The organism is Enterobacter sp. fkY84-1 (genome assembly GCF_052974705.1).
In genome coordinates, this window is the sequence record NZ_CP169393.1 from 1,621,301 (window position 1) to 1,645,156 (window position 23,856).

21 protein-coding genes, 1 tRNA gene and 1 pseudogene are annotated in these 23,856 nt (G+C 59.5%); 10 read left to right on the forward strand and 13 right to left on the reverse strand.

Annotated elements, in window-relative coordinates; genetic code table 11:
- Positions 1–14: 14 nt before the first annotated feature.
- The 3 genes from ACEPLT_RS07570 to ACEPLT_RS07580 form a co-directional block, all read right to left on the reverse strand.
- Entirely contained in the window at positions 15–1,448 is a 1,434-nt protein-coding gene (locus ACEPLT_RS07570) for an AMP-binding protein (RefSeq protein WP_232928336.1), read from the reverse strand.
- Positions 1,445–2,563: an MBOAT family O-acyltransferase gene (locus ACEPLT_RS07575; protein ID WP_232928435.1), complete on the reverse strand. Its 1,119-nt coding sequence runs from the start codon at positions 2,561–2,563 to the stop codon at positions 1,445–1,447. The genes ACEPLT_RS07570 and ACEPLT_RS07575 overlap by 4 nt, the downstream gene beginning before the upstream one ends.
- A gap of 128 nt (positions 2,564–2,691) precedes the next feature.
- Positions 2,692–3,828, reverse strand: a complete 1,137-nt coding sequence (locus ACEPLT_RS07580; RefSeq protein WP_232928338.1) for a D-alanyl-lipoteichoic acid biosynthesis protein DltD — start codon at positions 3,826–3,828, stop codon at positions 2,692–2,694.
- A 278-nt stretch (positions 3,829–4,106) separates the two neighbouring features.
- Between ACEPLT_RS07580 and ACEPLT_RS07585 the strand changes: the two genes are divergently transcribed.
- A tRNA-Ser gene (locus ACEPLT_RS07585) sits at positions 4,107–4,194 on the forward strand.
- A gap of 69 nt (positions 4,195–4,263) precedes the next feature.
- Here ACEPLT_RS07585 and ACEPLT_RS07590 read toward each other — a convergent pair.
- Positions 4,264–5,145: an AraC family transcriptional regulator gene (locus ACEPLT_RS07590; RefSeq protein ID WP_232928340.1), complete on the reverse strand. Its 882-nt coding sequence runs from the start codon at positions 5,143–5,145 to the stop codon at positions 4,264–4,266.
- Between the two features lie 228 nt (positions 5,146–5,373).
- Between ACEPLT_RS07590 and ACEPLT_RS07595 the strand changes: the two genes are divergently transcribed.
- Genes ACEPLT_RS07595 through ACEPLT_RS07610 form a run of 4 tightly spaced genes read left to right on the forward strand, consistent with a single transcriptional unit; the run spans position 5,374 to position 10,315 of the window.
- Positions 5,374–7,212, forward strand: coding sequence for a DUF2264 domain-containing protein (locus ACEPLT_RS07595; protein ID WP_232928342.1), 1,839 nt, complete (start codon positions 5,374–5,376; stop codon positions 7,210–7,212).
- Positions 7,209–8,489: an oligosaccharide MFS transporter gene (locus tag ACEPLT_RS07600; protein ID WP_232928344.1), complete on the forward strand. Its 1,281-nt coding sequence runs from the start codon at positions 7,209–7,211 to the stop codon at positions 8,487–8,489. Before ACEPLT_RS07595 ends, ACEPLT_RS07600 begins: the two co-directional genes overlap by 4 nt.
- Positions 8,490–8,502: 13 nt before the next feature.
- Entirely contained in the window at positions 8,503–9,693 is a 1,191-nt protein-coding gene (locus ACEPLT_RS07605; RefSeq protein WP_232928346.1) for a glycoside hydrolase family 88 protein, read from the forward strand.
- A 22-nt stretch (positions 9,694–9,715) separates the two neighbouring features.
- Positions 9,716–10,315 (forward strand): DJ-1/PfpI family protein, encoded by a 600-nt coding sequence (locus ACEPLT_RS07610; RefSeq protein ID WP_196352628.1) that lies wholly within the window; start codon positions 9,716–9,718, stop codon positions 10,313–10,315.
- Positions 10,316–10,438: 123 nt separating this feature from the next.
- Here the strand turns inward: ACEPLT_RS07610 and ACEPLT_RS07615 are convergent, their stop codons facing one another.
- Genes ACEPLT_RS07615 through hpxO form a run of 3 tightly spaced genes read right to left on the reverse strand, consistent with a single transcriptional unit; the run spans position 10,439 to position 13,592 of the window.
- A complete protein-coding gene (locus ACEPLT_RS07615; protein WP_269837239.1) occupies positions 10,439–11,374 on the reverse strand; it encodes a PDR/VanB family oxidoreductase in 936 nt (311 codons plus the stop codon).
- Positions 11,375–11,385: 11 nt separating this feature from the next.
- Entirely contained in the window at positions 11,386–12,423 is a 1,038-nt protein-coding gene (gene hpxD, locus ACEPLT_RS07620) for a molybdenum cofactor-independent xanthine hydroxylase subunit HpxD (protein WP_048027296.1), read from the reverse strand.
- 14 nt (positions 12,424–12,437) lie between these two features.
- Entirely contained in the window at positions 12,438–13,592 is a 1,155-nt protein-coding gene (gene hpxO, locus ACEPLT_RS07625) for an FAD-dependent urate hydroxylase HpxO (protein ID WP_232928353.1), read from the reverse strand.
- Between the two features lie 239 nt (positions 13,593–13,831).
- Here hpxO and uraD point away from each other — a divergent pair, with 239 nt between their 5' ends.
- Together uraD and uraH are read left to right on the forward strand one after the other, a co-directional pair.
- On the forward strand, positions 13,832–14,332 hold the full coding sequence (gene uraD, locus ACEPLT_RS07630; RefSeq protein ID WP_232928357.1) for a 2-oxo-4-hydroxy-4-carboxy-5-ureidoimidazoline decarboxylase: 501 nt from the start codon (positions 13,832–13,834) through the stop codon (positions 14,330–14,332).
- Positions 14,329–14,652, forward strand: a complete 324-nt coding sequence (gene uraH, locus ACEPLT_RS07635) for a hydroxyisourate hydrolase (RefSeq protein ID WP_048027299.1) — start codon at positions 14,329–14,331, stop codon at positions 14,650–14,652. Before uraD ends, uraH begins: the two co-directional genes overlap by 4 nt.
- Here the strand turns inward: uraH and guaD are convergent.
- Positions 14,632–15,951 (reverse strand): guanine deaminase, encoded by a 1,320-nt coding sequence (gene guaD / locus ACEPLT_RS07640; protein ID WP_232928359.1) that lies wholly within the window; start codon positions 15,949–15,951, stop codon positions 14,632–14,634. The genes uraH and guaD overlap by 21 nt on opposite strands.
- A gap of 99 nt (positions 15,952–16,050) precedes the next feature.
- Entirely contained in the window at positions 16,051–17,547 is a 1,497-nt protein-coding gene (locus ACEPLT_RS07645) for an NCS1 family nucleobase:cation symporter-1 (RefSeq protein ID WP_232928361.1), read from the reverse strand.
- A 144-nt stretch (positions 17,548–17,691) separates the two neighbouring features.
- On the opposite strand from ACEPLT_RS07645, the gene ACEPLT_RS07650 reads away from it, so the two are divergent.
- The 3 genes and pseudogenes from ACEPLT_RS07650 to puuE all read left to right on the forward strand — a co-directional run bounded on the left by ACEPLT_RS07650 (position 17,692) and on the right by puuE (position 20,097).
- Positions 17,692–18,408, forward strand: a complete 717-nt coding sequence (locus tag ACEPLT_RS07650; protein WP_048027304.1) for a GntR family transcriptional regulator — start codon at positions 17,692–17,694, stop codon at positions 18,406–18,408.
- A pseudogene (locus ACEPLT_RS07655) lies at positions 18,408–19,277 on the forward strand (aspartate/glutamate racemase family protein); the annotation flags it as partial. The gene ACEPLT_RS07650 and the pseudogene ACEPLT_RS07655, both read left to right, overlap by 1 nt.
- The gene (puuE, locus tag ACEPLT_RS07660) at positions 19,198–20,097 is read left to right on the forward strand and encodes an allantoinase PuuE (protein ID WP_223540544.1); all 900 of its coding nucleotides are present in this window, start codon (positions 19,198–19,200) and stop codon (positions 20,095–20,097) included. The pseudogene ACEPLT_RS07655 and the gene puuE, both read left to right, overlap by 80 nt.
- 115 nt (positions 20,098–20,212) lie before the next feature.
- Here puuE and hpxZ read toward each other — a convergent pair whose 3' ends face one another.
- Genes hpxZ through hpxW form a run of 4 tightly spaced genes read right to left on the reverse strand, consistent with a single transcriptional unit; the run spans position 20,213 to position 23,772 of the window.
- Positions 20,213–20,599, reverse strand: coding sequence for an oxalurate catabolism protein HpxZ (hpxZ, locus tag ACEPLT_RS07665; protein ID WP_008499851.1), 387 nt, complete (start codon positions 20,597–20,599; stop codon positions 20,213–20,215).
- A complete protein-coding gene (locus tag ACEPLT_RS07670; RefSeq protein ID WP_447088341.1) occupies positions 20,596–21,993 on the reverse strand; it encodes an AtzE family amidohydrolase in 1,398 nt (465 codons plus the stop codon). The genes hpxZ and ACEPLT_RS07670 overlap by 4 nt, the downstream gene beginning before the upstream one ends.
- Complete coding sequence (gene hpxX, locus ACEPLT_RS07675) at positions 21,990–22,178, reverse strand: oxalurate catabolism protein HpxX (protein ID WP_229225655.1); 189 nt, start codon at positions 22,176–22,178, stop codon at positions 21,990–21,992. The genes ACEPLT_RS07670 and hpxX overlap by 4 nt, the downstream gene beginning before the upstream one ends.
- A 10-nt stretch (positions 22,179–22,188) precedes the next feature.
- Entirely contained in the window at positions 22,189–23,772 is a 1,584-nt protein-coding gene (hpxW, locus tag ACEPLT_RS07680) for an oxamate amidohydrolase (protein ID WP_232928365.1), read from the reverse strand.
- Positions 23,773–23,856 lie beyond the last annotated feature (84 nt).

A 23,856-nucleotide genomic window follows, 5' to 3' on the forward strand; every position in this document is an offset into this window, starting at 1 on the left:
TTTTCCTGGAGTCATTAATTTGTGCGGGCGTAAGCGTCCAGCAGCTTGCGGTCAATTTTGCCGTTAGGATTCAGCGGCAAAGCGTCTTTTACGATAATTTGTGACGGCACCATATAGTGGGGGACTACCTTCGAGAGCGAGGTTTTGATGGTATCCGGCGCCAGCTCCGTCACGCAGAACGCGGCAATGCGCAGCACGCTGCCGCAGGGTTTCATCAGTGGCATCACCACCGCTTCGTTAATCCCGGACATCGCCAGCAGGCGGTTTTCAATTTCGTTGATTTCAATACGGTAGCCATTCAGTTTGACCTGGCTGTCGTTGCGTCCCTGGCAGTAGATAAGCCCCGCTTCATAGCCCAGATCGCCGGTCCGGTAGCCGCGAAATGCTTCATTTTCCCGACGGAGTAATTTTTCTGCGTTCTCCTGCGGCAGGCCGAGGTAGCCGCGCATGACGTTTTTTCCCCAGATGATCAGCTCGCCCTCGGCGGAAATTTCCATTTTGCTCTCAGGCATCATGACCCCCACCGGCAGCACGGCGCTGTCGCTGTTCATGATCGCATCCGTGATCTCGACCACGGTGGTCGCGATGGTCGCTTCCGTTGGGCCATAGGAGTTGATGATTTTGGCCTGCGGGAAACGGCGGCGAAGCTGTTTAACCAGCGCTTTATTCAACACTTCACCAATGAAGATAAAGACGTTGAGTTCAGGTAAATACTCGCTGTTGAACTGCGGGGAAAGCAGCTGCTGGTAAGCAAAAGAGGGGGTGGAAACCCAGGCGGAGACGGCGTTGCTTTTCAGTCGCTCCAGCCAGTTCGCTTTCTGAATATCGTCTTTGGCGTTCAGCACGATGTGTCCACCCATCGCCAGATTCGCCAGCAAAGGGATCAGGGAGAGGTCAAAACTGAACACCGCGTGGTTCATCAGCACCGGTTTTTCCGGCAGCGAAAAGTCCTGGCTGACCCATTTCATGAAGTGCCACACGCTTTCACGCCCAATCTGCACCCCTTTAGGCTTGCCGGTGCTGCCGGAGGTAAACATGATATAGGCCAGATCCTGCTCCTCCAGCACCTTGCCCGGTTCACCCGTGGCGATGAACTGCCGGGTCGCGACGTCGTAATAGTGAGGGGCGCTGGCCAGGTGGCAGATCTCCCGCAGGCGCTCCTGCGGGTATATGCAGTCCACCGGAATGTACGGAATGTTGTGCAGCAGGCAGCTATAAATCGCCACGGCGAACTCGGCCTGCTGGTGTCCGTACAAGACGACCGGCGTACCGGCAACAGGCTGGCTACGCTGATAGCGCTGCGCCCAGTCCGTCACGGCAGCGGAAAGCTGCAGCCAGCTTAAGGCCTCGTCGCTGCCGCTGATGGCCAGCTGCTGCGGGGAGGCGGGATCGCATAATGCCGCACGCAAGAAATCCTGCAGTTCCTGAAGATCGGAGAGATTTTTCATAGAGGTGACATTCCACTAAAGATGTAAAGGGCGCCCGCGGCGCTTCCCAGCGTCAGAATGCGCCCTAAAAACGCAACAGCCGGATACTGCAACCCGCGGTGTAACGCCGGGCTGCGTTTGGCTGACCACAGCAGCATGTTGTGAGCGACTGAAGTGGCGCCAAACAGCGCGCCGCTGATGACGTAATGGCGTTCCAGGCCATTCCATGCCCCCATGCAAAACAGGGTGCAGAAAATACCGATATTTTGCGCCAGCGTTTTGTTCTGACGGAAAAAATTGAACTTCATCAGGTTCATATAAACGGGCATAAAGACCACATCGCGCAGCCATTCAGACAGGCTGATGTGGAAGCGGCGCCAGAAATCCTGCGGGTTCTTTGCCAGAAGCGGCATATTGAAGTTTGCCGGAATGTTCAACCCAAACAGGCGGCCCGCACCGATGGCCATATTGCTGTAGCCCGCAAAATCAAAGTAGAGGTAGGCGCTATAGGCAATCGACATCACCACGCCCACGGTCAGCGTAAACGGCTTATGGCTCCAGGGCTGCACGACAAGTGAATCAACCAGCATGGCAAACAGGAACTTCTGGACAATGCCGGTAATGATTTGCTCCAGCGCCACTAAAAACTGTTCGCGATTAAGGGCAAAGACGGGCTTGCTGACGTCGCTCATCCATGTCCGCCAGCGATACATTGGGCCCGCCAGAATAATAAAGGGCATAAACAGATAGCAGAAATAATGCAGGAAATTCTGTCCTTCTTTTTTACTGCGATAGAGCAGCACGTCCACCGCGCGGAACGTCATAAAAGAGAGGCCGATCATGCCGAGATGATGATTAAGGTGCAATTTCACCAAAAATAAAGGCAGCAGCGTTAACACAATCGCCTGCCAGGTTTTTAACCATCCTTTTTCTTTTAACGCGGCGACAAGGTAAAAACTGAAAAAAACGACCGCGGGAACACGGTAATCACCCTGAAAAATATAGCCCCAGCCTAATGCGGCGAGGACGGATAACGCCGATAAATACGTCAGGCGATGACGTAATACGCGATTGACCAGCGCAAACGCCAGGGCGGATGAAAATAAATAGACAAAAAACATGCCTGAGCTATACATCATTCGGCCTCAGAACTTTTGATATTCAAAATGCAGCTGCATACTCATGCTGTCATCGACAGAGGTCCACGCGACGATGGTGATCGCCAGCAGGAGATAAAGGAAAAAAAGACGGATCGCGATTTTCATTATTTAAAGCTCTGTGCAATAAAGCGAATCATAGGAACCCAGGCCAGCTCGGAAGGGTGCAAACGATCCCAGTTCCAGCCATTCTGATAAGGCATGGCGTACATATCTAAATAGGGGATCTGGTTCGCTTCCAGAATGGTTTGAATTTGCTTATCAACCGGGCGGAAGGTATCGGTGTTGTAAAGCGCCCAGGGGTTAACCGGGTCGACGATAGCAATCACCTGCACGTGACGGTCTTTCAGGAGCTGGACGGTTTTTCTGAAGGCGGCGATTTGCGCAGGTACGACCGGCGTGTCATCCCACTGCTGCCGCGTACCGTCCTCCTCGTAAATCGTTTTGTCCATCCACAAGGTGGCCGCGCTCTGCTGGCGTTTTTTATTTAACTCGCGGGCATTCGCCAGCTCTTTATCCCAGTCTGGGGCAATATGGGTGGTTGGCTGCGGCGGCCACGGCTGTACCGTCCGGGGCATAATGTTGAGCAGCGCCAGCCAGTCGTTTTTTATCAAGGTGCAGATGCTGGCAAACTGGAAACTCACCTCGTCCCATATCAGATCGGGGTGCCAGCCAAAGACACGCATTTGACCAAAGGTTAAATGGCTTATTTCTTTACTATCAATATGTTTTAAATAATTGACTAATATTGGGCGCGCCTGCGGATCCTTCATCAAAGGATTAAAAATAGAGCCCGGGAAATTATCGGCGTAGATAGCGGGTGGCAGACCTTTTGAGTAAAAGCTGTCGGGTGCCAGAAGCAAAACAACTTTACTGTTTGCGTTAAGGCTATTTTTAAAACGTGAGAACAGTAAAAACTGCGTTTCGTCATCAACAAACGCATCGCCATACGCCACGACGGGTTTGTGTAATTGCTTATTAAAATAATTATAGACAGCGTAATGTTCATCTTCAGAGGTCGCCACCTCAGACGCACCAATGAAGAATATCGCATTCCCTTCTAAAGCATGAGAAATAGTGGCAATTTTTTCCGCTTGTTCTTTAGGCGTGCCCGCCATTGATTTAATCAGCGGCTGGAAGGCGAGCGGTGGATCGAAGCTCGTCACCAGCGGGTGAATACAAAGGAACAAAATGGCCAGGGTTGCCATCAGGATATGTAAGCAAAGCGTATTCTTGATTTTCATCATCAACCCGTAAAACTGCATGGCAGTAATGTCTAAAATCTGCGGGAATTCAGATTTATAACAATTACACTACAAATGACCGTCTATTTTTGTGGCATTCTATACCAGAGCAATTTAAAAGGATGAGCGTTGCTATGTTACGGTATGTACAAGGTCGTGGAGAGTGACGTGAGGTCAGCGTGCGGGTGACTTTTTGCGCAGTCAAACGCGTGTGGGGAAAAATAGAAAAATTCCTGCTTTACAAGGCGCTAATAGATGTTTATAGTGCGCCTCACTTTGGAAGCGTGGCCGAGCGGTTGAAGGCACCGGTCTTGAAAACCGGCGACCCGAAAGGGTTCTAGAGTTCGAATCTCTACGCTTCCGCCAAATTCGAAACCCAGGTCGTTATGCGACCTGGGTTTTTTTGTGCATAAAACCTCCGGCCAGGCTGGAGGTTCAGCAAACCTGTCCAAAATCGCCCTGAGAGAGAATCCTGGTGCCGCGGATACTGCGCCGATACTGCAGTGGCGTCTGACGCATCATCTTTTTAAAGCAGGTAATGAAATAGGTCACCTCGCTAAACCCGACTGCCAGGGCAATAGCGTCAACAGGCTCATCGCTGTACCGTAACAGTTCGCAGCTGCTTTTTATTCGCCGGGTCAGCAAATATTCGTGGATGGTACCGCCGGTCTGCTGGCGGAAAATTCGTGAGGTATAGCTGCGTGAAAGCCCCAGGTCGTGGGCTAACTGGTCGAGCGAAAACTTGCTGGCATAGTGGGCTTCGACCCAGCTCATAATCCGCGAGGCGACGGTCTGCTGGCGCGGCGGGTAGGGCTGCGGCTGCTCGGGCAGAAACGTCATGAGCTGCATCATCAGAAAGGCCACCTCGGAGGCCTCTGTCTGCTCGTTGCCCTCCAGGCGCTGAAACTGTTCAAGGATCCTCTCGATAAACGCCGCGTGATTGCTGAGATCGTAAATCTGTGCTGGCAGATTGCTGGCGGCCAGCGCGGCGAACCGGGCCTGATGGCGCGGGAAGGCGCCGAGCGCACTTTCGACGACCGATTGCTCAATGTGCATGGTCGTGCGGTGATAGGGGTTCTTATCGCTATGATCGACCTGCACTTTGTGCAAACGGAAGGGCGGGAAGATAAAGAGTCGCCCCGGACGGGCGGTGTAGTGCTGGTTATCCACCACCACGATGCCGTAGCCGCTGGAGATATAGAGCAATTCAACGCATTGATGCCAGTGGTAGTAAATCGCACTGGTGGTGTACATGCGGTTAAAAGAAATGGCCTGCCGATCGAGCGTAATGCGTTCCAGTAGTTGCGTTTCACCCATATTACCTCCAGAACAACAGATTTAAATTTTTAGGCCATCATTTGTAATTTATCCCCCTCGCGTTCGACAAAATCCAGAAAAAATGAAATGGCGGTTTAATTTTGTGAGTCTGCTCACTCAGCGCCAGGAATAAAAGCAGTTACTCTTCATTCAGACGTCGCACTCGTGGCTTTAAAAAGCCTAATAACAATAACTTATCTCTACCCTCGTGTAATGCGGGAGGACCCTGTGCAACCTGAAAATATTCATCTGGATAATCCACTGACAAGCCGGGAAGAGGTGCTACGGCTGGTCAACGACATGCTGAACGCGGTGGCGCCCTGGTTTAAAAAAGACGCCAGCCGCATTGATTTAGCGAACTTTACCGCTCACTACGGTCAGCAGGTGGCGAGCATGGAAACGTTTTCCCGCCTGCTGTGGGGCGTGACGCCGCTGTTGGCTGGCGGCAGCGAGCCGCAGCACTTCTCGTTCTATTTACAGGCGATAAAAAACGGCACCGATCCGCAGCATGCCGATTACTGGGGCGATGTCGGGCCTTACGATCAGCGAATCGTCGAGATGGCGGCCTACGGGCTGCTGCTGGCGCTGGCGGGTGAAACCGTACTGGCACACTTCACTGAGACGGAGAAAGGGCATTTATGGCGCTGGCTAAAGCAGTGCGAGACCCAGGAAATCCCCGATAACAACTGGCACTTCTTCCCGATTCTGGTGCAGGTCGGCTTCCATTATTGCGGCATGCCGACCAACCCGCAGGCGCTGGAAGATCATTTTGCTGCCATGGAGCACTACTACCTCGGCGATGGCTGGTATTCCGATGGTCCGGGACGGCCGCGCGACTATTACATCTCGATGGGCTTCCATTTCTATGGCCTGATTTACGCGAAGCTCATGGCCGGGGTCGATCCGAAGCGCTGTGCAACGCTGCGCGATCGGGCCGCGCGTTTCTCCTCTGACTTCATCCATTTCTTTGCCGAAGACGGCGCGGCGATCCCGTTTGGCCGTAGCCTGACCTACCGCTTTGCCGAGGCGGCGTTCTGGAGTGCGGCGGCCTTCGCCGGGCTGGAAGTCTTTTCGCCCGGCGTGATGAAGGGGATCGTCCTGCGTCATCTGCGCTGGTGGCTGAAGCAGCCGATATTCGACCGTGACGGCGTACTGAGCGTCGGTTACAGCTATCCGAACCTGGCGATGGCGGAAGACTACAACGCGCCGGGGTCGCCGTACTGGGGCCTGAAGACCCTGCTTGTGCTGGCATTAGATGAGGGCGATGCCTTCTGGCAGGCAGCTGAGCTGCCGCTGCCGCCGTTGCCCGCGCAGCACACGATAGCCCACGCGGATCAGGTGGTGGTACATCAGGCCGACCACCTGTGGATGCTGACGTCCGGCCAGCTGGAGCTGAACAACTTCGTGAACACCGAAGCGAAATACTGCAAATTTGCCTATTCCACCCGCTTTGGCTTCACCATCGAACGCGGCCGCTACGGCCTGAACCATGCCGCGCCCGATTCGATGATGCTGCTGGCCGAAAAGGACAACTACTGGCGTGGCCGTCGCGAATGTCAGCACGTGGTCACCGCTGACGGCACTATTTATAGCCGCTGGCTGCCGTGGCACGACGTGGTGATTGAAAGCTGGCTGCTGGCGCTGGGCGACTGGCAACTGCGCGTTCATCGTATCGATACCCGGCGCGCGCTGGACTGCGCGGAAGGCGGCTTTAGTCTGGCAAACCGCCCGCAGCCGCAGGTACACGAGAGTGAAGGCGCCTGCTGGTTACGCAATCCCCGGGATGTCTCAGCCATGTTCTGTTTACATCCGCACGCTCGCCGTGGCGAGACGGTGGTGACGCCGCCAAACAGTAATCTGCTGTTCGCCGAGCGCGCAGCGGTGCCGGTGCTGCGCGGCGAGCTCGATCCCGGTACGCATGTGTTAATCAGCGCGGTGTGGGCGGGAAATGCCGCCGACTTCGATGCGCAACGCTGCCCGCAGGCCTTCATTAGCGATGACGCGGTACGCTTCGTGACGGCACGACAAGAAACGACGCTCGTTCTGGCTCCGGAGGCATCGCTATGAGCACATCATCGTCCGTACGCGCCGCGCAGTACAAAATGAGTACCTTTATTTTCCTTTACTTCTTCACGTGGTCATCCAGCTTTGGCCTGTACGCCCTGTGGTTGAGCCAGAAAGTGGGCCTCGATAGCGTCACCATCGGCAGCGTGTTCGCTATAAATGGCGTCTTCGCGGTGGTTCTGAAGCCGGTGTACGGCTACATCATGGACAAAATCGGCATGAGCAAGTGGCTGCTCTATTTTGTCTGCGCTATTTCTGCGCTGATGGCGCCGTTTTTTGCGCTGGTTTACCAGCCGCTGCTGCAAAGCTATGCGATGGCGGGGATTATCATCGGCGCGCTGTATCTGAGCCTGGGCTGGTACGCCGGCGTGGCGGCGTCTGAATCTTACGCCGACCGCTTTAGCCGCCTGTACGGGCTGGAGTTTGGCCGCATCAGAATGTGGGGTTCGCTGGGTTGGGCGATGGCGGCGTCGGTCTCCGGGCTGCTGTTTAACATCACGCCGCTGGCCAACTTTCTCCTCAGCAGCGGTACCTCGGTACTGATGCTGCTGGTGCTGATTAGCCTCAAAATCGGCGATGAGCAGCTGCGCAATAACAGCGTCATTTCCGCTAATAAGATCGTCTTCGCCGATGTGCTGATGCTCCTGAAAAACCGCAAATTCTGGATGTTCAGCCTCTATGTCGCCGGGGTGGCGTGGATGATGTTTATCGCCGAACAGCAGTTCCCGCGCTACTTCGTCTCGTTCTTCGCCACCAAAGAGCAGGGGAATGCCTGGTACGGCTACCTGAGTACCGTCCAGTCGGGGATGGAGTTCGTGATGATGATGTTTATCCCGTGGCTTGTGAACCACTACGGTGCTAAGCGCGGCCTGCTGTTCTGCGGCTGCGTGGTCGGGGCACGGCTGATCGCCTCCGGGCTGACCAGTGACCCGATTGTTATCTCCATCATCAAACCGTTTTATGGCGTCGAGATCGCGCTGCTGCTCATCTCCGTCTTCAAATACATCGCCGAACATTTCCATCGTCGGGTTAACGCCACGATGTACCTGCTGGGCTACCAGGCGATGATTTACGTGGGTTCGATTGTGGTCGCCCCACCTGCAGGCTATCTGTACGACAAGATTGGCTTTGAGCATACCTATCTGCTGATGGGCAGCTGCGCCCTGGTATTTACGCTGATTTCCGCCTTTACGCTGTCGCGCTGCCAGTCGACGCGCGATGACTCACGATCCTTTGCTCCGGCTTTAGATACCGCCCCGGTTGAACCGGCCAAACATTAATTCAGGAGTTGTTATGACCAAATCTGTTATCACCGAAGCGCTGCGACCGATCGAACTGCATCAGGTCGATCGCCTGGCACTGAGCCAGAAGCTGGAAGCGGCGTTAGCCCGCGTCACGCGCAAGCTCGACAACAATATTGTCGCCTTCGGCGATAAGTTCCCCGGTGAGGCCTGTGAGAAGGGGGTCTGGCCGCGCACCGATAACGTGGAATGGACCACCAGCTTTTGGCCTGGCCAGCTGTGGCTGGCGTGGGAGATGACCGGCAAAGCGCATTATCGTGAAGCCGCCGAACGCTATTTACCGTCGTTCGCCCGGCGTATTGAGCAGCGCATCGACACCGCAACGCACGATCTCGGGTTCCTCTATTCGCTCTCCTGCATCAGCGCCTGGCGCCTCACCGGCAACGAAGCCGCTCGCCAGTCGGCGCTGCTGGCAGCCGAGCGCCTGATGGAGCGTTTTAACCCGACGGCCAACATTATTCAGGCGTGGGGTGATTTAAACGACCCGGAGCAGCAGGGGAGAATGATCATCGACTGCAACATGAACCTGCCGCTGCTGTACTGGGCCAGCGAACAGACCGGGGATCCGCGCTATGCGCAGGCGGCGACGGCTCATGCCGGACAGGCCGCGAACTATATCGTGCGTGAAGATGCCTCGACTTATCACACTTACTATATGGATGTGCAGACGGGTGAGCCGCGCTTTGGCAACACCCATCAGGGCTACAGCGATACCTCGTGCTGGTCGCGAGGCCAGGCATGGGGCATTTACGGCTTCCTGCTCAGCTATCAGCACACCGGCGATAAGCAGATGGTTGAGCTGTCCCGCAGCCTGGCGCATTACTTCCTCAACCGTCTGCCGGAAGATGATGTTTGCCACTGGGATCTGGCGCTGCTCGGTACTGACGCCGTGCGCGACAGTTCAGCGGCGGCGATTGCCGCCTGTGGCCTGCTGGAGCTGGTCAAGGCGCTGCCGACGCTCGACGCAAACCGTGCGTATTATGAAGAGATGGCGCTGCGTATTGCGCTGTCGCTGACCGATAACTACCTTGCTCACGACGACGATCCGACCGAAGGGCTGCTGCAGCACTCGGTTTATCATATGGGCAACGGTAAGGGCGTCGATCAGTGCTGTAGCTGGGGAGACTATTTCTATCTTGAACTGCTGGCGCGGCTGCGACAGATTTGGCACCCGTACTGGTAACCCTTAAGCAATGGAGAGCAAAATGAAAAGTGTAGCCGTGCTATTAGCCCCCGGTTTTGAAGAGGGGGAAGCGATTGTCACTATCGATATCCTGCGCCGCCTGAATATTTCGGTGCAGACGATTGCCTGCGGCGAGAGTCGCGAAGTGGTGAGCTATCACGCCATCCCTATGGTGGCGGACAGTACTCTGCAGGCCAGTCTCGACCGGACCTTTGACGCCGTGGTGTTACCGGGCGGCCCGCAAGGCAGCGTTAACCTGGCGAAAAGCGCGGAGGTCATTGCCTTCGTCCGCCGCCACGATGAAGCGGGCAAATATATCTGCCCGATTTGTTCCGCCGCCGCCCGCGTGCTGGGCGGCAATGAACTGCTGAAGGGGCGTCGCTATGTCTGTTCCGGCGATCTGTGGAAAACAGTCAGCGATGGCATCTACGTCGATGCCGACGTGGTGGAAGACGGCAATCTGCTGAGCGGCCGTGGGCTGGGTAAAGTATTTGATTTCGCCTTTACCCTGGCGGCGCGATTGCAGGACGATGACGCGTTGGCGCGCGAGCAGGCCAGTCATATTGATTATGCGTGGCAGGATAGCGAGCCCGTTTACGGGCTGGCAAAGCGCGATTTGTAAGTTTCGCCCGGCGGCGCTACGCTTGCACGGGCCTACAATGAATAGTGCAATATATTGATATTATTACGGATTATAGGCCGGGTAAGCGCAGCGCCACCCGGCAAGAAAGCGTGTGCAGACGGTTTACAGCCCGATCACCAACTCTCCCGAATGGCTCCGCGAGCAGCACAGCGCCACCTGCTGGTCCGTTGCGCTTTTTTCCGCCTCCGACTGCACGCTATCCCGGTGATCCACCACGCCGTCAATCACCGGCGTCAGGCAGGCTCCGCAGATCCCCATCTCACAGGAAAGCGGGACCGCCACGCCATTTTCCTGCAGCACCTGGGCGATGGTTTTATCCGCAGGCACCGGCCAGCGCTCCCCGGTGGAGGCCAGCTTGACCGTGAAGATCTCCCCGGTTTCACCGCCTGCGGCGGGCGCAACGGGCTGAAACGCCTCGCTGTGAAGATGGGCGTCATCCCATCCCTTTGCCGCCGCCACCTCACGCACTTTTTCCATAAAACCTGCCGGACCACAGACCCAGGCGTGAAGGCCCGATTCGGCCGCGGGGAGATGTGCCGCCAGCGCTGTGCGCGGGCTGGTGGTATGAATGAGGCACTCACCGAGCCGGGAGAGTTCGCGCGTAAACGCCGCGCTTTCCCGGTTCCTGACGTAGTAGTGCAGCGTGAACGGCGTTCCGGTCGCCTTCAGCTGCAGGGCCATCGCATACAGCGGCGTAATGCCAATTCCCGCCGCCAGGAGCAAAACCCGCTCTGCCTGCTGAAGCGGAAACAGGTTGCGCGGGGCGGATATCATCAGCTTCTGCCCGGGACGCAGCGTCTCGTGAACGTAGCGCGACCCGCCACGCGAGGCGGTTTCTCGCCCCACGCAGATCAGGTAGCTCTCACCGCTACACGCTCCGGTCAGGGAATACTGGCGAACCACGCCGCAGGGCAGGTGAACATCAATATGTGCGCCGGGCTGCCAGGGTGGCAGCGCTTCGCCGTCTTCCGCCACCAGCCTGACGGCGAGGCTTTTGTCGCCCTCGCGCCACAACCCGTCAACAATTACGCTCAGCATATCGACCTCCGTCATACCAGGAAAAACTCGCCAAAGCCCATCTTCTTCAGTCCCCGACGGTAGGCAATCGAGCTTTTATCTGCGGGGATATGCGCTTCCAGGGTCAGGTCCAGCGGCAGGCTTTCCGGACGCTGGGTTTCCACCATCAGACGGTCCTCTTCAAAAATCCGCAGATTGAAGGCATGCACATCCTCCACCGGAATATGCAGGTCAAAATTGCGGGCGATAGGGGCGAACATGCGGGTCACGCGCGATGACACCGGCGATGCGGCGTTCATAATGACCAGTCTCGATTCACCCGGAAAATGAATCGTCAGGGTGGCGGTGAACGGCAGGTGCATCTCAAAATGGCGCAACCACTGGAAGCCTTCCGGGGCCTGCACGGGGGAACTGGCGGGATAGTTGCTCACGGAGCTCCAGTAATCCGCCACGAAGCCAAACGGCGTCTCCTGCGGCTGATAGTGGGGCACCAGCGGGTTATTGGGGTCCGCAAAGGTATCGGTGTGGATCCAGGCAAAGTGCGCCACGTCCAGAAAACCCTCTACCTGACGTCCGGCAAAGCCGTTGACCTCAAATGCCGGGCAGTTAATCTGCTGAAATCCGTCGTCATCCCAGTGCGGCATGGTGGGCAGCGGCGCGGGGTTCTCCGGATCAAACGCCAGGCAGGTCCAGATGAGTCCGAACCGCTCCTCCACGGCGTAGTTAATCAGGTTCAGCTTCGCCGGAACAGGCTGGTCGGGGCTGGAGGGAATACGGTTGCAGCGCCCGTCCTCCCCAAAGCGTAAGCCATGATAGGGGCAGATAATCCCGTGCTCGTCGTGAAAGCCGAGCGTCAGCGGCACGCCGCGGTGCGGGCAAACGTCACGGGCGACCACGACCTGGTCGTTAATGCGGTAAATCACCAGCTGTTCATCCAGTAGCGTCGCTTTGACCGGCGCCGGACCGACGTCGCAGGCACGCGCGACCGGATGCCAGCATTTCGCCAGACGCAGCCAGTCCTCTGGCTCAAACGTACAGTGGGCGGGTGGAGTCGGTTCTCTTTTCATCATTATCCCTCTTACGTTCAGCCTAACGGGCCGCCCTGAATGGTCTCGCACAGACCGTTGATGATGCGCTCTCCGGTTTCCTCGCGAAGCTCCTGATACCAGGCCTGCGTCAACGCCATGTCTTTGCCGTGGGTGACGTCACAGCGCTTACGCGCCTTCAGCACCAGGTCACGCACCCGGTCGCAGCGCAGCGCCTCGTACTGCCGAAGCGCCAGCGTGATGTTGTGGTTTTCACGCAGGCATTCCCCCAGCACCACGGCGTCTTCCATCGCTGCGCAGCCGCCCTGGCCGATATCCGGCGTGGTGCTGTGCCCGGCATCGCCCAGCAGCGCGACGTTGCCGCGTACCAGGCTGTCGAACGGCTCAATGTCGTGGATTTCAATGCGGTTGGTGGTTTCAGGATCCAGCGCCGCGATAAGCTTCTGCACCGGCGGCGCCCAGCCGCGGAAGTAGCCCGTGAGATCGGCGCGCAGGGTAGTGCGATCCTCCGCCAGACCCGCAGGGAGCGGCACGTCAAAGAAGAAGTAGAAGCGTCCGCCGGAGACGGGCATCAGCGACACCCGTTTGCCTTCGCCAACGAAGGTGGTCCACTGGTGCGCCGGGGCGATCTCCTCGTCAATCTTCACCAGCCCGTTCCAGTTCACGTAGCCCGCGTAGCGGCGCTCCGGCGTGTACCCCAGCACGTACGGGCGAACCGCCGAGTGGCTGCCGTCGGCGGCAATCAGGAAATCCCCGGCAGCTGTGCTGCCATCGGTGAAGGTGACGCTCACGCCTGCGTCGTCTTCATGAACGCGTTCGACGCGCTTGCCGAACTGCACCTTGTCGCGCCCCCAGAAGTCCAGCATTTCGCGCTGAAGCTCAGCGCGCGAGACGGGGCAGGGACGCCCGCCGGTACGCTCAACCAGCGGGGCAAGGCTAAAGCGAGTCAGGGTATCGCCGCGACGGTAATCCTTATAGGCCATAAAACGCATCGGCCCGCCCCAGGTCTCGATGATGTCGCCCATGCCGAGGTGCTGCATGCATTTCACGCCGTTCGGCCAGATGGAGATGGCCGCCCCGACGGGCCTGATCTCCTTTACGGCTTCAAACACGGTACAGTCGATGCCCGCTTTCTTCAGCGCGACGGCGGCGCTCAGGCCGCCAATACCCGCACCAATAACGATTGCTCTCATGCTTCTCTCCTTTTGCAGGGTGTAACGACATTCAGCAATTTGCGTACCAGGCTGCAGAGTGGTGAAAACGGCGTTGTGAGGGAGATGTTTGCACTGCTAAGGTGCGCAAAGGCGGTGAGCGTGCCTTTTTATGAATCAAAAATTTCCTGGTCAGCCATCCGGAATCGACTGTTTCACGTTTGTCTCAAGAGTGGCGTGGTTTGTGCACTGACCTGAAGGAGGATAATCAAGGAGAACCTATGATCGCACTGCACGACTTCAATCAGCTGCCTGAGAAAGACGCTTTTACGCTGCTTCAGCCCTGCGTGGCGATACCCGGCTGGGCCAACGCGCTGGTGAGTGGGCGGCCTTATTCGAGCCGGGACGCGTTGTTCATTGCGGCGCAGGCCCTGACGCAACGCTGGGATGAAGCGGCCTTAACGCAAGCCCTGAGCGCCCATCCGCGCATCGGGGAAAAGCCCGCGGGTTCAGCGGCGGAGGCGGCACTGTCGCGCCAGGAACAGGGCGCGGTGAACGATCGCGATACCGCCCTTGCCAAGGCGCTGCGTGAAGGTAATGCCCGCTACGAAGCCCGCTTTGGGCGCGTCTTTCTGATCCGCGCGAAAGGACGCAGCGGCGAGGAGATATTACAGGCCCTGCACGCGCGGCTGGAGAACAGCGACGCGCAGGAAATCCGTGCCGCGCTGGAACAGCTGCGGGAAATTACGCTGCTGCGACTGGAAGGAGTCATTCACGAATGAGCACACTCAGTACCCATATCCTCGATATTTCGACGGGCAAACCCGCAGAGGGCGTGACGGTTCATCTGCAACAGGACGGGAAGACGCTGGCCACGGGCGTGACCAACGTCCAGGGACGCATCGCCGCGTTCGTTCCCTCTCTGCCCGCGGGCCGCTATCGGCTGGTGGCGGAGATTGGGGTTTGGTTTAGCGATACCGGCCGGGAGACGATCTATCCCTGCGCGCACATTGAGTTTGTCACGGGAGAAACGGCAGACGAGCATTTTCATCTGCCGTTTGTGATTGCTCCCGGCGGGTGGTCAACCTACCGGGGAAGTTGACCACACCCGCTCGCCGTTGACCCAGGTCTCGCTGATGTTGCGCTCGTCGCCGAGGGTCATCAGCACAAAGAGCTGCTCGTAGATATCCTGGCAGCGACGATTGCGCAGGCGCTGCAGCGGCGTCACGTCGGGGTCGATAACCACGAAATCCGCCTCTTTGCCTGCCGCGAAGTTGCCAATCTTATCGTCCAGCCGGAGGGCGTGCGCACCGCCCAGCGTGGCGTGATAAAATGCCTCGCTGGCACGCAGGCGGTAGCTCTGAAGCTGGCCAACCTTGTAGGCCTCCCCCAGCGTGCGCAGCATGCTGAAGGTGGTGCCCGCCCCGACGTCGGTGCCGATGCCCATCCGCACCCTGTGCTGCCAGCAGGCGGGCAGGCGAAACAGCCCGCTGCCGAGAAACAGGTTCGAGGTGGGGCAAAACGCCACCGCCGAGCCGGTGTCATGCAGGCACTGCCACTCGCTGTGGTGCAGATGGATCGCGTGGGCAAACACGCTGCGCTCGCCGGTCAGGCCGTAGTGGTGGTACACGTCCAGATAGCGCTCATGCTCCGGCCAGAGATCGCTCACCCAGGCCACTTCGTTGGGGTTCTCGCTCAGGTGGGTCTGCAACCAGGTGTCCGGGAACTCCTCTCTGAGCAGGCTGACCGCCGCAAGCAGCTCGGGTGATGACGTCGGCGCAAAGCGCGGCGTAATCGCATAGCCCAGCCGTCCACGGTGATGCCAGCGCTGGATCAGCGCCCGGGTCTGCCGGTAGCTCTGCTTCGCGTCTTCGCTCAGGTAGTCCGGCGCGTGCCTGTCCATCATCACCTTTCCGGCGATAAGGCGCATGTTCAGGCGCAGGGCCTCGGTAAACAGTGCCTCGACCGATTCCGGATGCAGCGTGCAAAACACCAGCGCGGTGGTGGTGCCGTTGCTCACCAACTGGTTAATGAAAAATTCGGCGATCTCTTTTGCGTAGGCCTCATCGGCAAACTGGCTCTCCACCGGGAAGGTGTAGGTGGTCAGCCACTCCAGCAGCTGTTCGCCAAAGGCGCCAATCATCTCCGTTTGCGGATAATGGACGTGGGTGTCGACAAAACCGGGTAGCAGCAGCTTGCCGCGCAGGTCGGTATAGCCTTTGTGCGGGTCAAGATACTGCTCGCCCTCCTGCCACGGCATCTGTGCCAGAATTTTTCCGTGCTGGATAAACAGCAGGCCGTCCTCAAGGTAGCGCGCGTGCTGGGCAATGGCGTCTGCGCTGTCGCAGACCCGGGCAATATCAAAAAATGCACCGCGTATCGCAGTCTGGTATTCCATCATGGTTCCTGCCTTCGTGTGTGCGTAGCGGGGTGGGAAAGCTCAGCAAGAACGGTGCCAGAATGAACGGGCCGCAGATACGCTGCGGCCAGAGGGGAGGGGTTACTCTTTTTGCGTCGCCACGCGGGAGCCAAACGACGTCGCGCCTGCCGTCTCGCGCTCTTCCCGCGCCAGCCAGCGGTAGGTGACGCCGCCGAGGAAGACGCCAATAAACCAGCTGAAGTTTGCCACCTCATGCAGGGCCGGGATAAAGCTAATGACCAGGCCCACGGTAACGGACGGGATCAGCGCCCCAATGGCTTTCGGGTTAAAGCCGTTGCGGTACCAGTATTTGCCCTTTGGCGTGTCGTCGAACAGATCGTCAACCGACACCTTGCCGCGTTTAATCAGGTAGAAATCGGCGATCAGGATGCCGAACAGTGGGCCGATAAACGCCCCGAGCACGTCCAGGGTGTAGTGGATAAGCTCCGGCGAGTTGAACAGGTTCCACGGGGTGAGCAGGATCGAGCCGACGGCGGCAATCATGCCTCCGGTGCGGAAGCTGATTTTCTGCGGCGAGCAGTTAGAGAAATCAAACGCCGGTGAGACGAAGTTCGCCACGATGTTGATCCCGATGGTGGCGGTGATCATCGTCAGCAGGCCAATCGCCACGGCCAGATCGTTGCCCACGCGGCTGACGGTCTCAATCGGGTCGGTGATCATGCGGCCAAACAGCGACTGGGTGCCAGAGACAATCACTACGGTGACGATGGAGAACAGCAGGAAGTTAAACGGCAGCCCCCAGCGGTTGCCGCGGCGGATTTCACCCATGCTTTTGCCGTAGCGGGAGAAATCGCCAAAGTTGAGCAGCGGACCGGAGAAGTAGGAGACCACCAACGCCGTGGCGGTGATCATCTGCCAGGTCTGCTCGCCCGCGCTCAGGGATTTGCTGGCGAGGGTAAAGGAGATCCCGTCAAAACCGGTCTTGTATACAATCCAGCCGGCGAGGGCCAGCATCACCACATAGACTGCCGGACCGGCGATATCAATAAAGCGCTTGATGGCGCTCATGCCGTGCCAGAAGACCATCGCCTGCAGGACCCACATAATGGCAAAGCAGATCCAGCCCAGATGCGACAGGCCCAGGAATGCGCCGGTAGTGAGTGAAGAGAGCGACGGCCAGAACTTCAGCGCCACCAGCATCAGCGCGTTGGCGGCGAGATAGGTCTGAATACCGTACCACGCGAAGGCAATCAGCCCGCGGATCACCGCCGGAATATTGGCCCCGAACACGCCAAACGCCTGACGGCTGATCACCGCGTAGGGCACGCCCGCCATCTGGCTCGGTTTGGCCACCAGGTTGGCGCACAGCTGCACGATGCAAATCCCCACCAGCAGGCAGAGCAGCACCTGCCAGCTTGCCAGCCCGAGCGTAAAGAAGCTCGCGGCGACAACATAACCCCCCATGCTGTGAACGTCCGACATCCAGAACGAAAAGATGTTGTACCAGCTCCAGTTCTGGTCACGCGTCGGTGCCAGATCCTCATTGCAAAGACGTGGGCTGTAAACCGCACCGGAATCAGCGGCCGTACCTTGCTGTGCGTTTTGACTCTTTGGCATGAAACCTGCTCCTGTGAATGAAAACCCGTTGAGTGGGAGTGCAAACGGTGTTGCAGGATTCAGGCCAAAATAATAAATCTTGTATGCAATATTTTATTTTTATGTATACGATTCGATAACGGAAAGTAAAATTCGGAGTGGTGAATGAACAACATAAACGCCCTGCAGACCGCGCCAGACCTGCATGATAAAGACGAATCCATCTTCCAGGCGCTGATGACCGCGATTGTCGAACACCAGCTGCTGCCGGGGAGCAAATTGCCGGAAGAGGCGCTGGCCGAGGTCTTTGGCGTGAGCCGCACGGGCATCCGCAAGGTGCTTCAACGACTCGCCGCTGTGCAAATGGTCACCCTGACGCCCAAGCGTGGTGCACACGTCGCCAGCCCGACGGTGGAAGAGGCGCGGCACATCTTCCGCACCCGCGCCCTGCTGGAGGTCGCTAACCTGCCGGACGTGCTGGCGCACTGCCAGCCGCCGCATCTTGCCGCGCTGGAGGCCATTATTCGTCAGGAGCAGCAGGCGCACGAGGCCTATGACGGCCCGGCGGCGATCCGCCACTCCGCCAATTTCCATATTCAGCTGCAGGCCATCTCCGGCAACCAGGTGCTCACTGAGATGGTGACCAGCCTGAGCCAGCGTTCTTCGCTAGTGATTGCCACCTGGGGCGCGCCGTGGCGTCAGGGCTGCCGCTGCAACGATCACGAGCAGCTGGTGGATCTGCTGCGCCAGAAGGCGCTCCAGCCGCTAAGCGATGCATTAATGCACCATTTTGAACATATCGTCGCCAGCCTCTGCTTCGAGCGGGCGGGCGAGTGCCTGCCTGATTTTGCCCGGCTGTTTGCCGGCCACAAGGAGTCGTAATGTCTGTCTGTATACAAGTGATCAACCCCAACACCAGCCTCGCCATGACGGAAACCATCGGCGCGGCGGCCCGCGCGGTGGCGGCACCGGGAACGGAGATCCTCGCGGTCTGCCCAGGCGCGGGCGTGCCGTCGATAGAAGGCCACTTTGATGAGGCCATCGCCGCCGTCGGTGTCCTGGAGCAGATCAAAAAAGGCAGGGAGCAGGGCATGGACGGTCACGTGATCGCCTGCTTTGGCGATCCGGGCCTGCTGGCGGCGCGCGAGCTGGCGCAGGGGCCGGTAATCGGCATCGCCGAAGCCGCCATGCATATGGCGACGCTGGTCGCGACGCGCTTTTCGGTGGTCACCACGCTGCCGCGCACGCTGATCATTGCCCGTCATCTGTTGCACCAGTATGGCTTTCAGGACCATTGTGCGGCGCTGCACGCCATCGACCTTCCGGTGCTGGCGCTGGAAGACGGCAGCGGTCTGGCGCAGGAGAAAGTGCGCGCGCGCTGTATACAGGCGCTGAAAGAGGATGGCTGTGGCGCCATCGTGCTGGGCTGCGGCGGCATGGCGACGCTGGCGCAGGAGCTGACCCGCGAGCTGCGCGTGCCGGTGATCGACGGCGTCAGCGCGGCGGTGAAGATGGTGGAATCGCTGGTGGCGCTGGGGCTGTCGACCAGCAAGCACGGGGATCTGGCGTTCCCGGAGAACAAACCGTTAAGCGGGCATTTTCAGGCATTGAATCCATTTTAATTTTTTGGGGGTGGCAATGGGGCTTTTTGAACAGGATTATCCGCGGGATCTGCGCGGCTATGCGGGCAACCCGCCGCACGCGCGGTGGCCGAATCAGGCGCGCATCGCCGTGCAGTTTGTGCTCAATTACGAAGAAGGGGCAGAAAACCACGTTCTGCACGGCGATGCCGGATCCGAACAGTTCCTGTCGGACATCATCGGCGCGGCCAGTTACCCGGACAAACACATGTCGATGGACTCTCTCTACGAATACGGCAGTCGCGCCGGGTTCTGGCGGATCCACAATGAATTTCAGAAACGCGGCCTGCCGTTGACGGTCTTCGGCGTGGCGATGGCGCTGGCGCGTCACCCGGAGATAGTCGAGGCAATCAAAGCCGCGGATTACGACGTGGTCAGCCACGGCTGGCGCTGGATCCACTACCAGAATATGGACATCAGCCAGGAGCGCGAACACCTGCACAAGGCGGTGCATGTTCTGACCGACCTGTTTGGCAAGCCGCCAACGGGCTGGTACACCGGGCGCGACAGCCCCAATACGCGCCAGCTGGTGGTAGAGCACGGCGGTTTTGACTACGACAGCGACTACTACGGCGACGATTTGCCTTTCTGGACGGAAGTGGCCTGCAGCGACGGCTCCCGTAAACCGCACCTGATTGTGCCGTATACGCTGGATGCGAACGACATGCGCTTTGCGACCGCGCAGGGGTTTAACACCGCCGAGCAGTTTTATACGTATCTGAAGGACAGTTTTGACGTGTTGTACGAAGAGGGGGAAAGCGCGCCGAAGATGATGTCCATCGGCATGCACTGCCGCCTGCTGGGGCGACCGGGGCGTTTTCGCGCGCTGCAGCGGTTCCTGGATTATGTGCAGCAGCACGAGCGGGTGTGGGTCTGTACCCGCCAGCAGATTGCCGACCACTGGCGGGAGGTACATCCGTTTCAGAAGTAAGTGTGCGATGTTTTGCCGGGTGGCGGCTGCGCCTTACCCGGCCTACAGGGCCCACAGGGCATACGGGACATCGTAGGCCCGGTAAGCGCAGCGCCACCGGGCAGGTTTTTCAGCGTTACACCATCAAACTCACCTGCGCCGCCACGATGCGCCACCCGTAGGCAAACCGCACCCACGTCTGCTGCTGGCGGCCAATGCGTTCTGTGCTCTCCCGGGTAAACTCGGTGCTGCACACGGCATAATCCTCCCCGAAGGTGGTGATGACGGTGTGGCGCAGCGTCCGCTGCAGCCCGGCAGCGGGGCGCGCCGCGCGAAAGGCGCGGATTTCATCAATTCCGTACAGGTTTTCCCCCGCCCCCAGCCGCACCGTGTTTTTGTCGTGCCAGAACAGCTCGTCCAGCACCGCAACGTTGTTGCTCACCAGCGCGTCCTCATAGCGGTAAAACGCGGCCGTCACCTCGGCAACCACCCACGGGAGGTTAATGTCATCGTGATTCATCATGCTGCTATCTCCGCCGGACGGGCATCGGTGATGCCGCTCTCCTCCAGAACCCGCGCGACGCGCAGGCAGGCCTGCTCGTTAAACGGCGCGGCAATCAGCTGCAGGCCGATGGGCGCGCCCTGCGCGGTGCGTAGCGGAACGGTGGTCACGGGCAGGCCCAAAAACGAAATTGGCTGGGTCAGCATCCCCATGCTGGCGCGAATGGGCAGCGGCTGACCGTTAATTTCCATGGTTTGCTCGCCCGCCAGCGTCGCGCTGCGCGGGGTGGCCGGGGCGATCAGCACGTCGGCCTGCGCGAATAAGGTTTTGAATGCCTGCCGGGCGTGAGCGCGAAACCGCTGGGCCTGAATGTACCAGGCGGAGGGGATCATCGCCCCGGCCAGCAGGCGTTCGCGGGAGTGAGGCTCAAAACGCGCTGGCTCCTGGCGAAGCGCGGGCAGGTACTGATTTCCCCCTTCGGCGGCGCTGATGATAAACGCCGCCGAACGCGCCAGCTCGGCGTCCGTGAACTGTAGTTTATCCTGCACGTCGAGCGCCTTCGCCACCCGCGCCACGGCGTCTCTGGCGTCCGCGTCGCACCAGGTGGTGAAGTAGCCGCCGAGCACCGCGCAGCGCAGGCCGTCAAGCCCGCGATCGAGCAGGGGACGCGTCTGTTCCCGGGAGCTTTCGGCCTGAAAACCGTCGCTGGTGTCCCGTCCCTGCAGGGCGTCATACACGGACGCCAGGTCACACACGCGGCGGGCGAAGGGGCCGATATGATCCAGACTCGGGACAAACGGATGGCTTCCTGCGCGCGACAGGCGGCCAAAGGTGGGCTTCAGGCCGTAGATGCCGCACAGGGAGGCCGGAACGCGAATCGACCCGTTGGTGTCGGTGCCGAGTGAAAAGTGCACCAGCCCGGCAGCCACCGCGGCCGCTGACCCGCCGGACGACCCGCCCGCAATGCGCGCCAGGTCGTGCGGGTTACGCGTCGTGCCGTAGTGGCTGTTCTCGGTGGTAAAGCCGTAGGCGTAGGCGTCCATATTGACCATCCCGGTCAGCAGCCCCCCCGCGCTGCGCAGCTGGCGTACCGCAAAGCCGTCAGCCGCGGCGGCAGGGCGCTGGCTGAACAGCTCGGCCCCGGCGAGGGTGGTGTGACCGGCAACGTCGAACAGGTTTTTCACCGCATAAGGCACGCCCGCCAGCGGCGGCAGGGGACGCTTTTCCCGTCGCAGGGTATCAATATTATCGGCTTCGGCGAGCATGCGTGCTTCCGTCAGGGTGGTCCAGGCGTTGATCCGCGGGTTAACGCGCGCAATCGCCTCCAGCGTCTGTCGGGCGATCTCGTGGGCGCTCAGCTCTCCCGCACTTAGCGCCTGCTGGATCGCGCTGATACTCATCTCGTGTAGCGTCATGCTTTATACACTCCTGCAATCTCCAGACGGTCGTCGAGCGGCAGCGCCATCAGCGGGGCGGCCATGCTGGCAATGCGGCTGAACTGCAGCTGCAGCTCGGCGCGGCGGGCGTCATCCAGCTCAACGCCGAGTACGGTTTCCATCTGCGTCAGGTACGCCTGCCAGTCGGGTTGGCGTGTCGTCATTGTTTTCTCCTCAGAATCCGGCGGCTGTGCCGTTGCTGCGCGGGTCAAATGCCCCTTCGAACAGCCCGTTGGGGTGGCGGACAATGGCGCCCGCGTGACCCATGGCTTCACTAAAGTCAGGGAAAAGCTCCACCTCGTGGCCGAGTGCCTGCAGGCGCGCGACCGTCTCGGGTGAAAAACGTCCTTCAAGCTTTAAGGTGTCCGAGGTTTGTCCCCAGGTACGTCCCAGCAGCCAGCGCGGGCGGGTGATGCTCTCCTGCAGGGGGACGCCCTGGATAACGTAGCGGGTAAAGAGCGCAGCCTGGGTTTGCGGCTGTCCGTCACCGCCCATCGATCCGTACACCATCACGCGACCGTCCTTCAGACGCGCCGCCGCCGGGTTCAGGGTGTGAAACGGCTGTTTGCCCGGCGCGAGGGCCAGAAGATGGGCGGGATCGAGGCTGAAGGATGCGCCGCGGTTCTGCCAGACGATGCCAGTATCGGGCAGCACCATGCCGCTGCCGAACTCGTGATAAAGGCTCTGGATAAACGACACGGCAAGCCCGCTGCTGTCCATCACCCCCATCCACACCGTATCGCCGGGACCTTTTCCGGTTCCCCACGGCGCCGCGCGACTGTCGTCAACCCTGTCGGCAAGCGCCTGCAGGGCGGCGGGATCCAGCAGTTGCTGAACATCGGTGTTCAGCGCGCGCGGATCGGTGATGTGGGCATCCCGCAGGCCAAAGGCCAGCTTGGTGGCTTCCACGATGCGGTGCAGGGTGTCGGCGTCGTCGGCCTCCGCCATGTTCAGGCGGTCGGTAATGCCGAGTATCGCCAGCGAGACCAGCCCCTGCGTCGGCGGGGCGTGGTTAAAGATCTCTCCCTGCTGATGCTGCAGCTTCAGCGGCACGGTGCGTCGGGCGGCGTGCGCGTTGAGATCGGCCAGCGTCACGGGGAGATCCAGCGTCTCCATGCCGCGCGCCAGGACTTCCGCCAGCGGGCCGCGATAAAAGCTGTCCAGACCGTCCTCCACCAGGCGCATCAGGGTCGTGGCCATGGCGGGCTGGTAAAAGCGGCTCCCGACCTGCGGCGGCTTGCCGTCCACCAGCCAGGTTTCCGCGAAGCCGGGAACGTCCTTCAGCTCGTCGAACTTGCTGGCCGTGGCGTGGGCCTGAGAGGCCGTGACCGGCGTGCCGTTTTGCGCATAGTCAATAGCGTCGGCCAGCAGGCGGGCCAGCGGCAGCGCCTTGCCGGTCATCTCGCGCGAAACTTTCAGCGCCTCGTCCCAGCCGCTGACGGTTCCGGCGACGGTCAGCGCCGCACGGGGGCCGCGATGGGGGATCTGCGTGAGCCCGTCGTAGGCGGCCAGCGTCGCGCGCGATCCCGCCGCGCCGCTGGCATCGATGGCGATGGGATCGCCTTCCGGGGGCACGATAAGCCAGAAGCCATCGCCGCCCAGCCCGTTCATATGCGGATAGACCACGGCGATGGTGGCCGCCGCCGCAACCATCGCTTCGATGGCGCTGCCGCCTTCGCGCAGCACCGCCAGCGCGCTCTGGCTGGCGAGGTGGTGGGGCGCAACCGCCATACCGTGTGTGGAGACATTACTTTGCATGAAAAGTCCTCGTAACCCTGAAAGTCACAAGGTGCTGCAAAAGCTGTTCCAGTTCTGAATAAAAAGTTTCATGCCAGTTGCCGC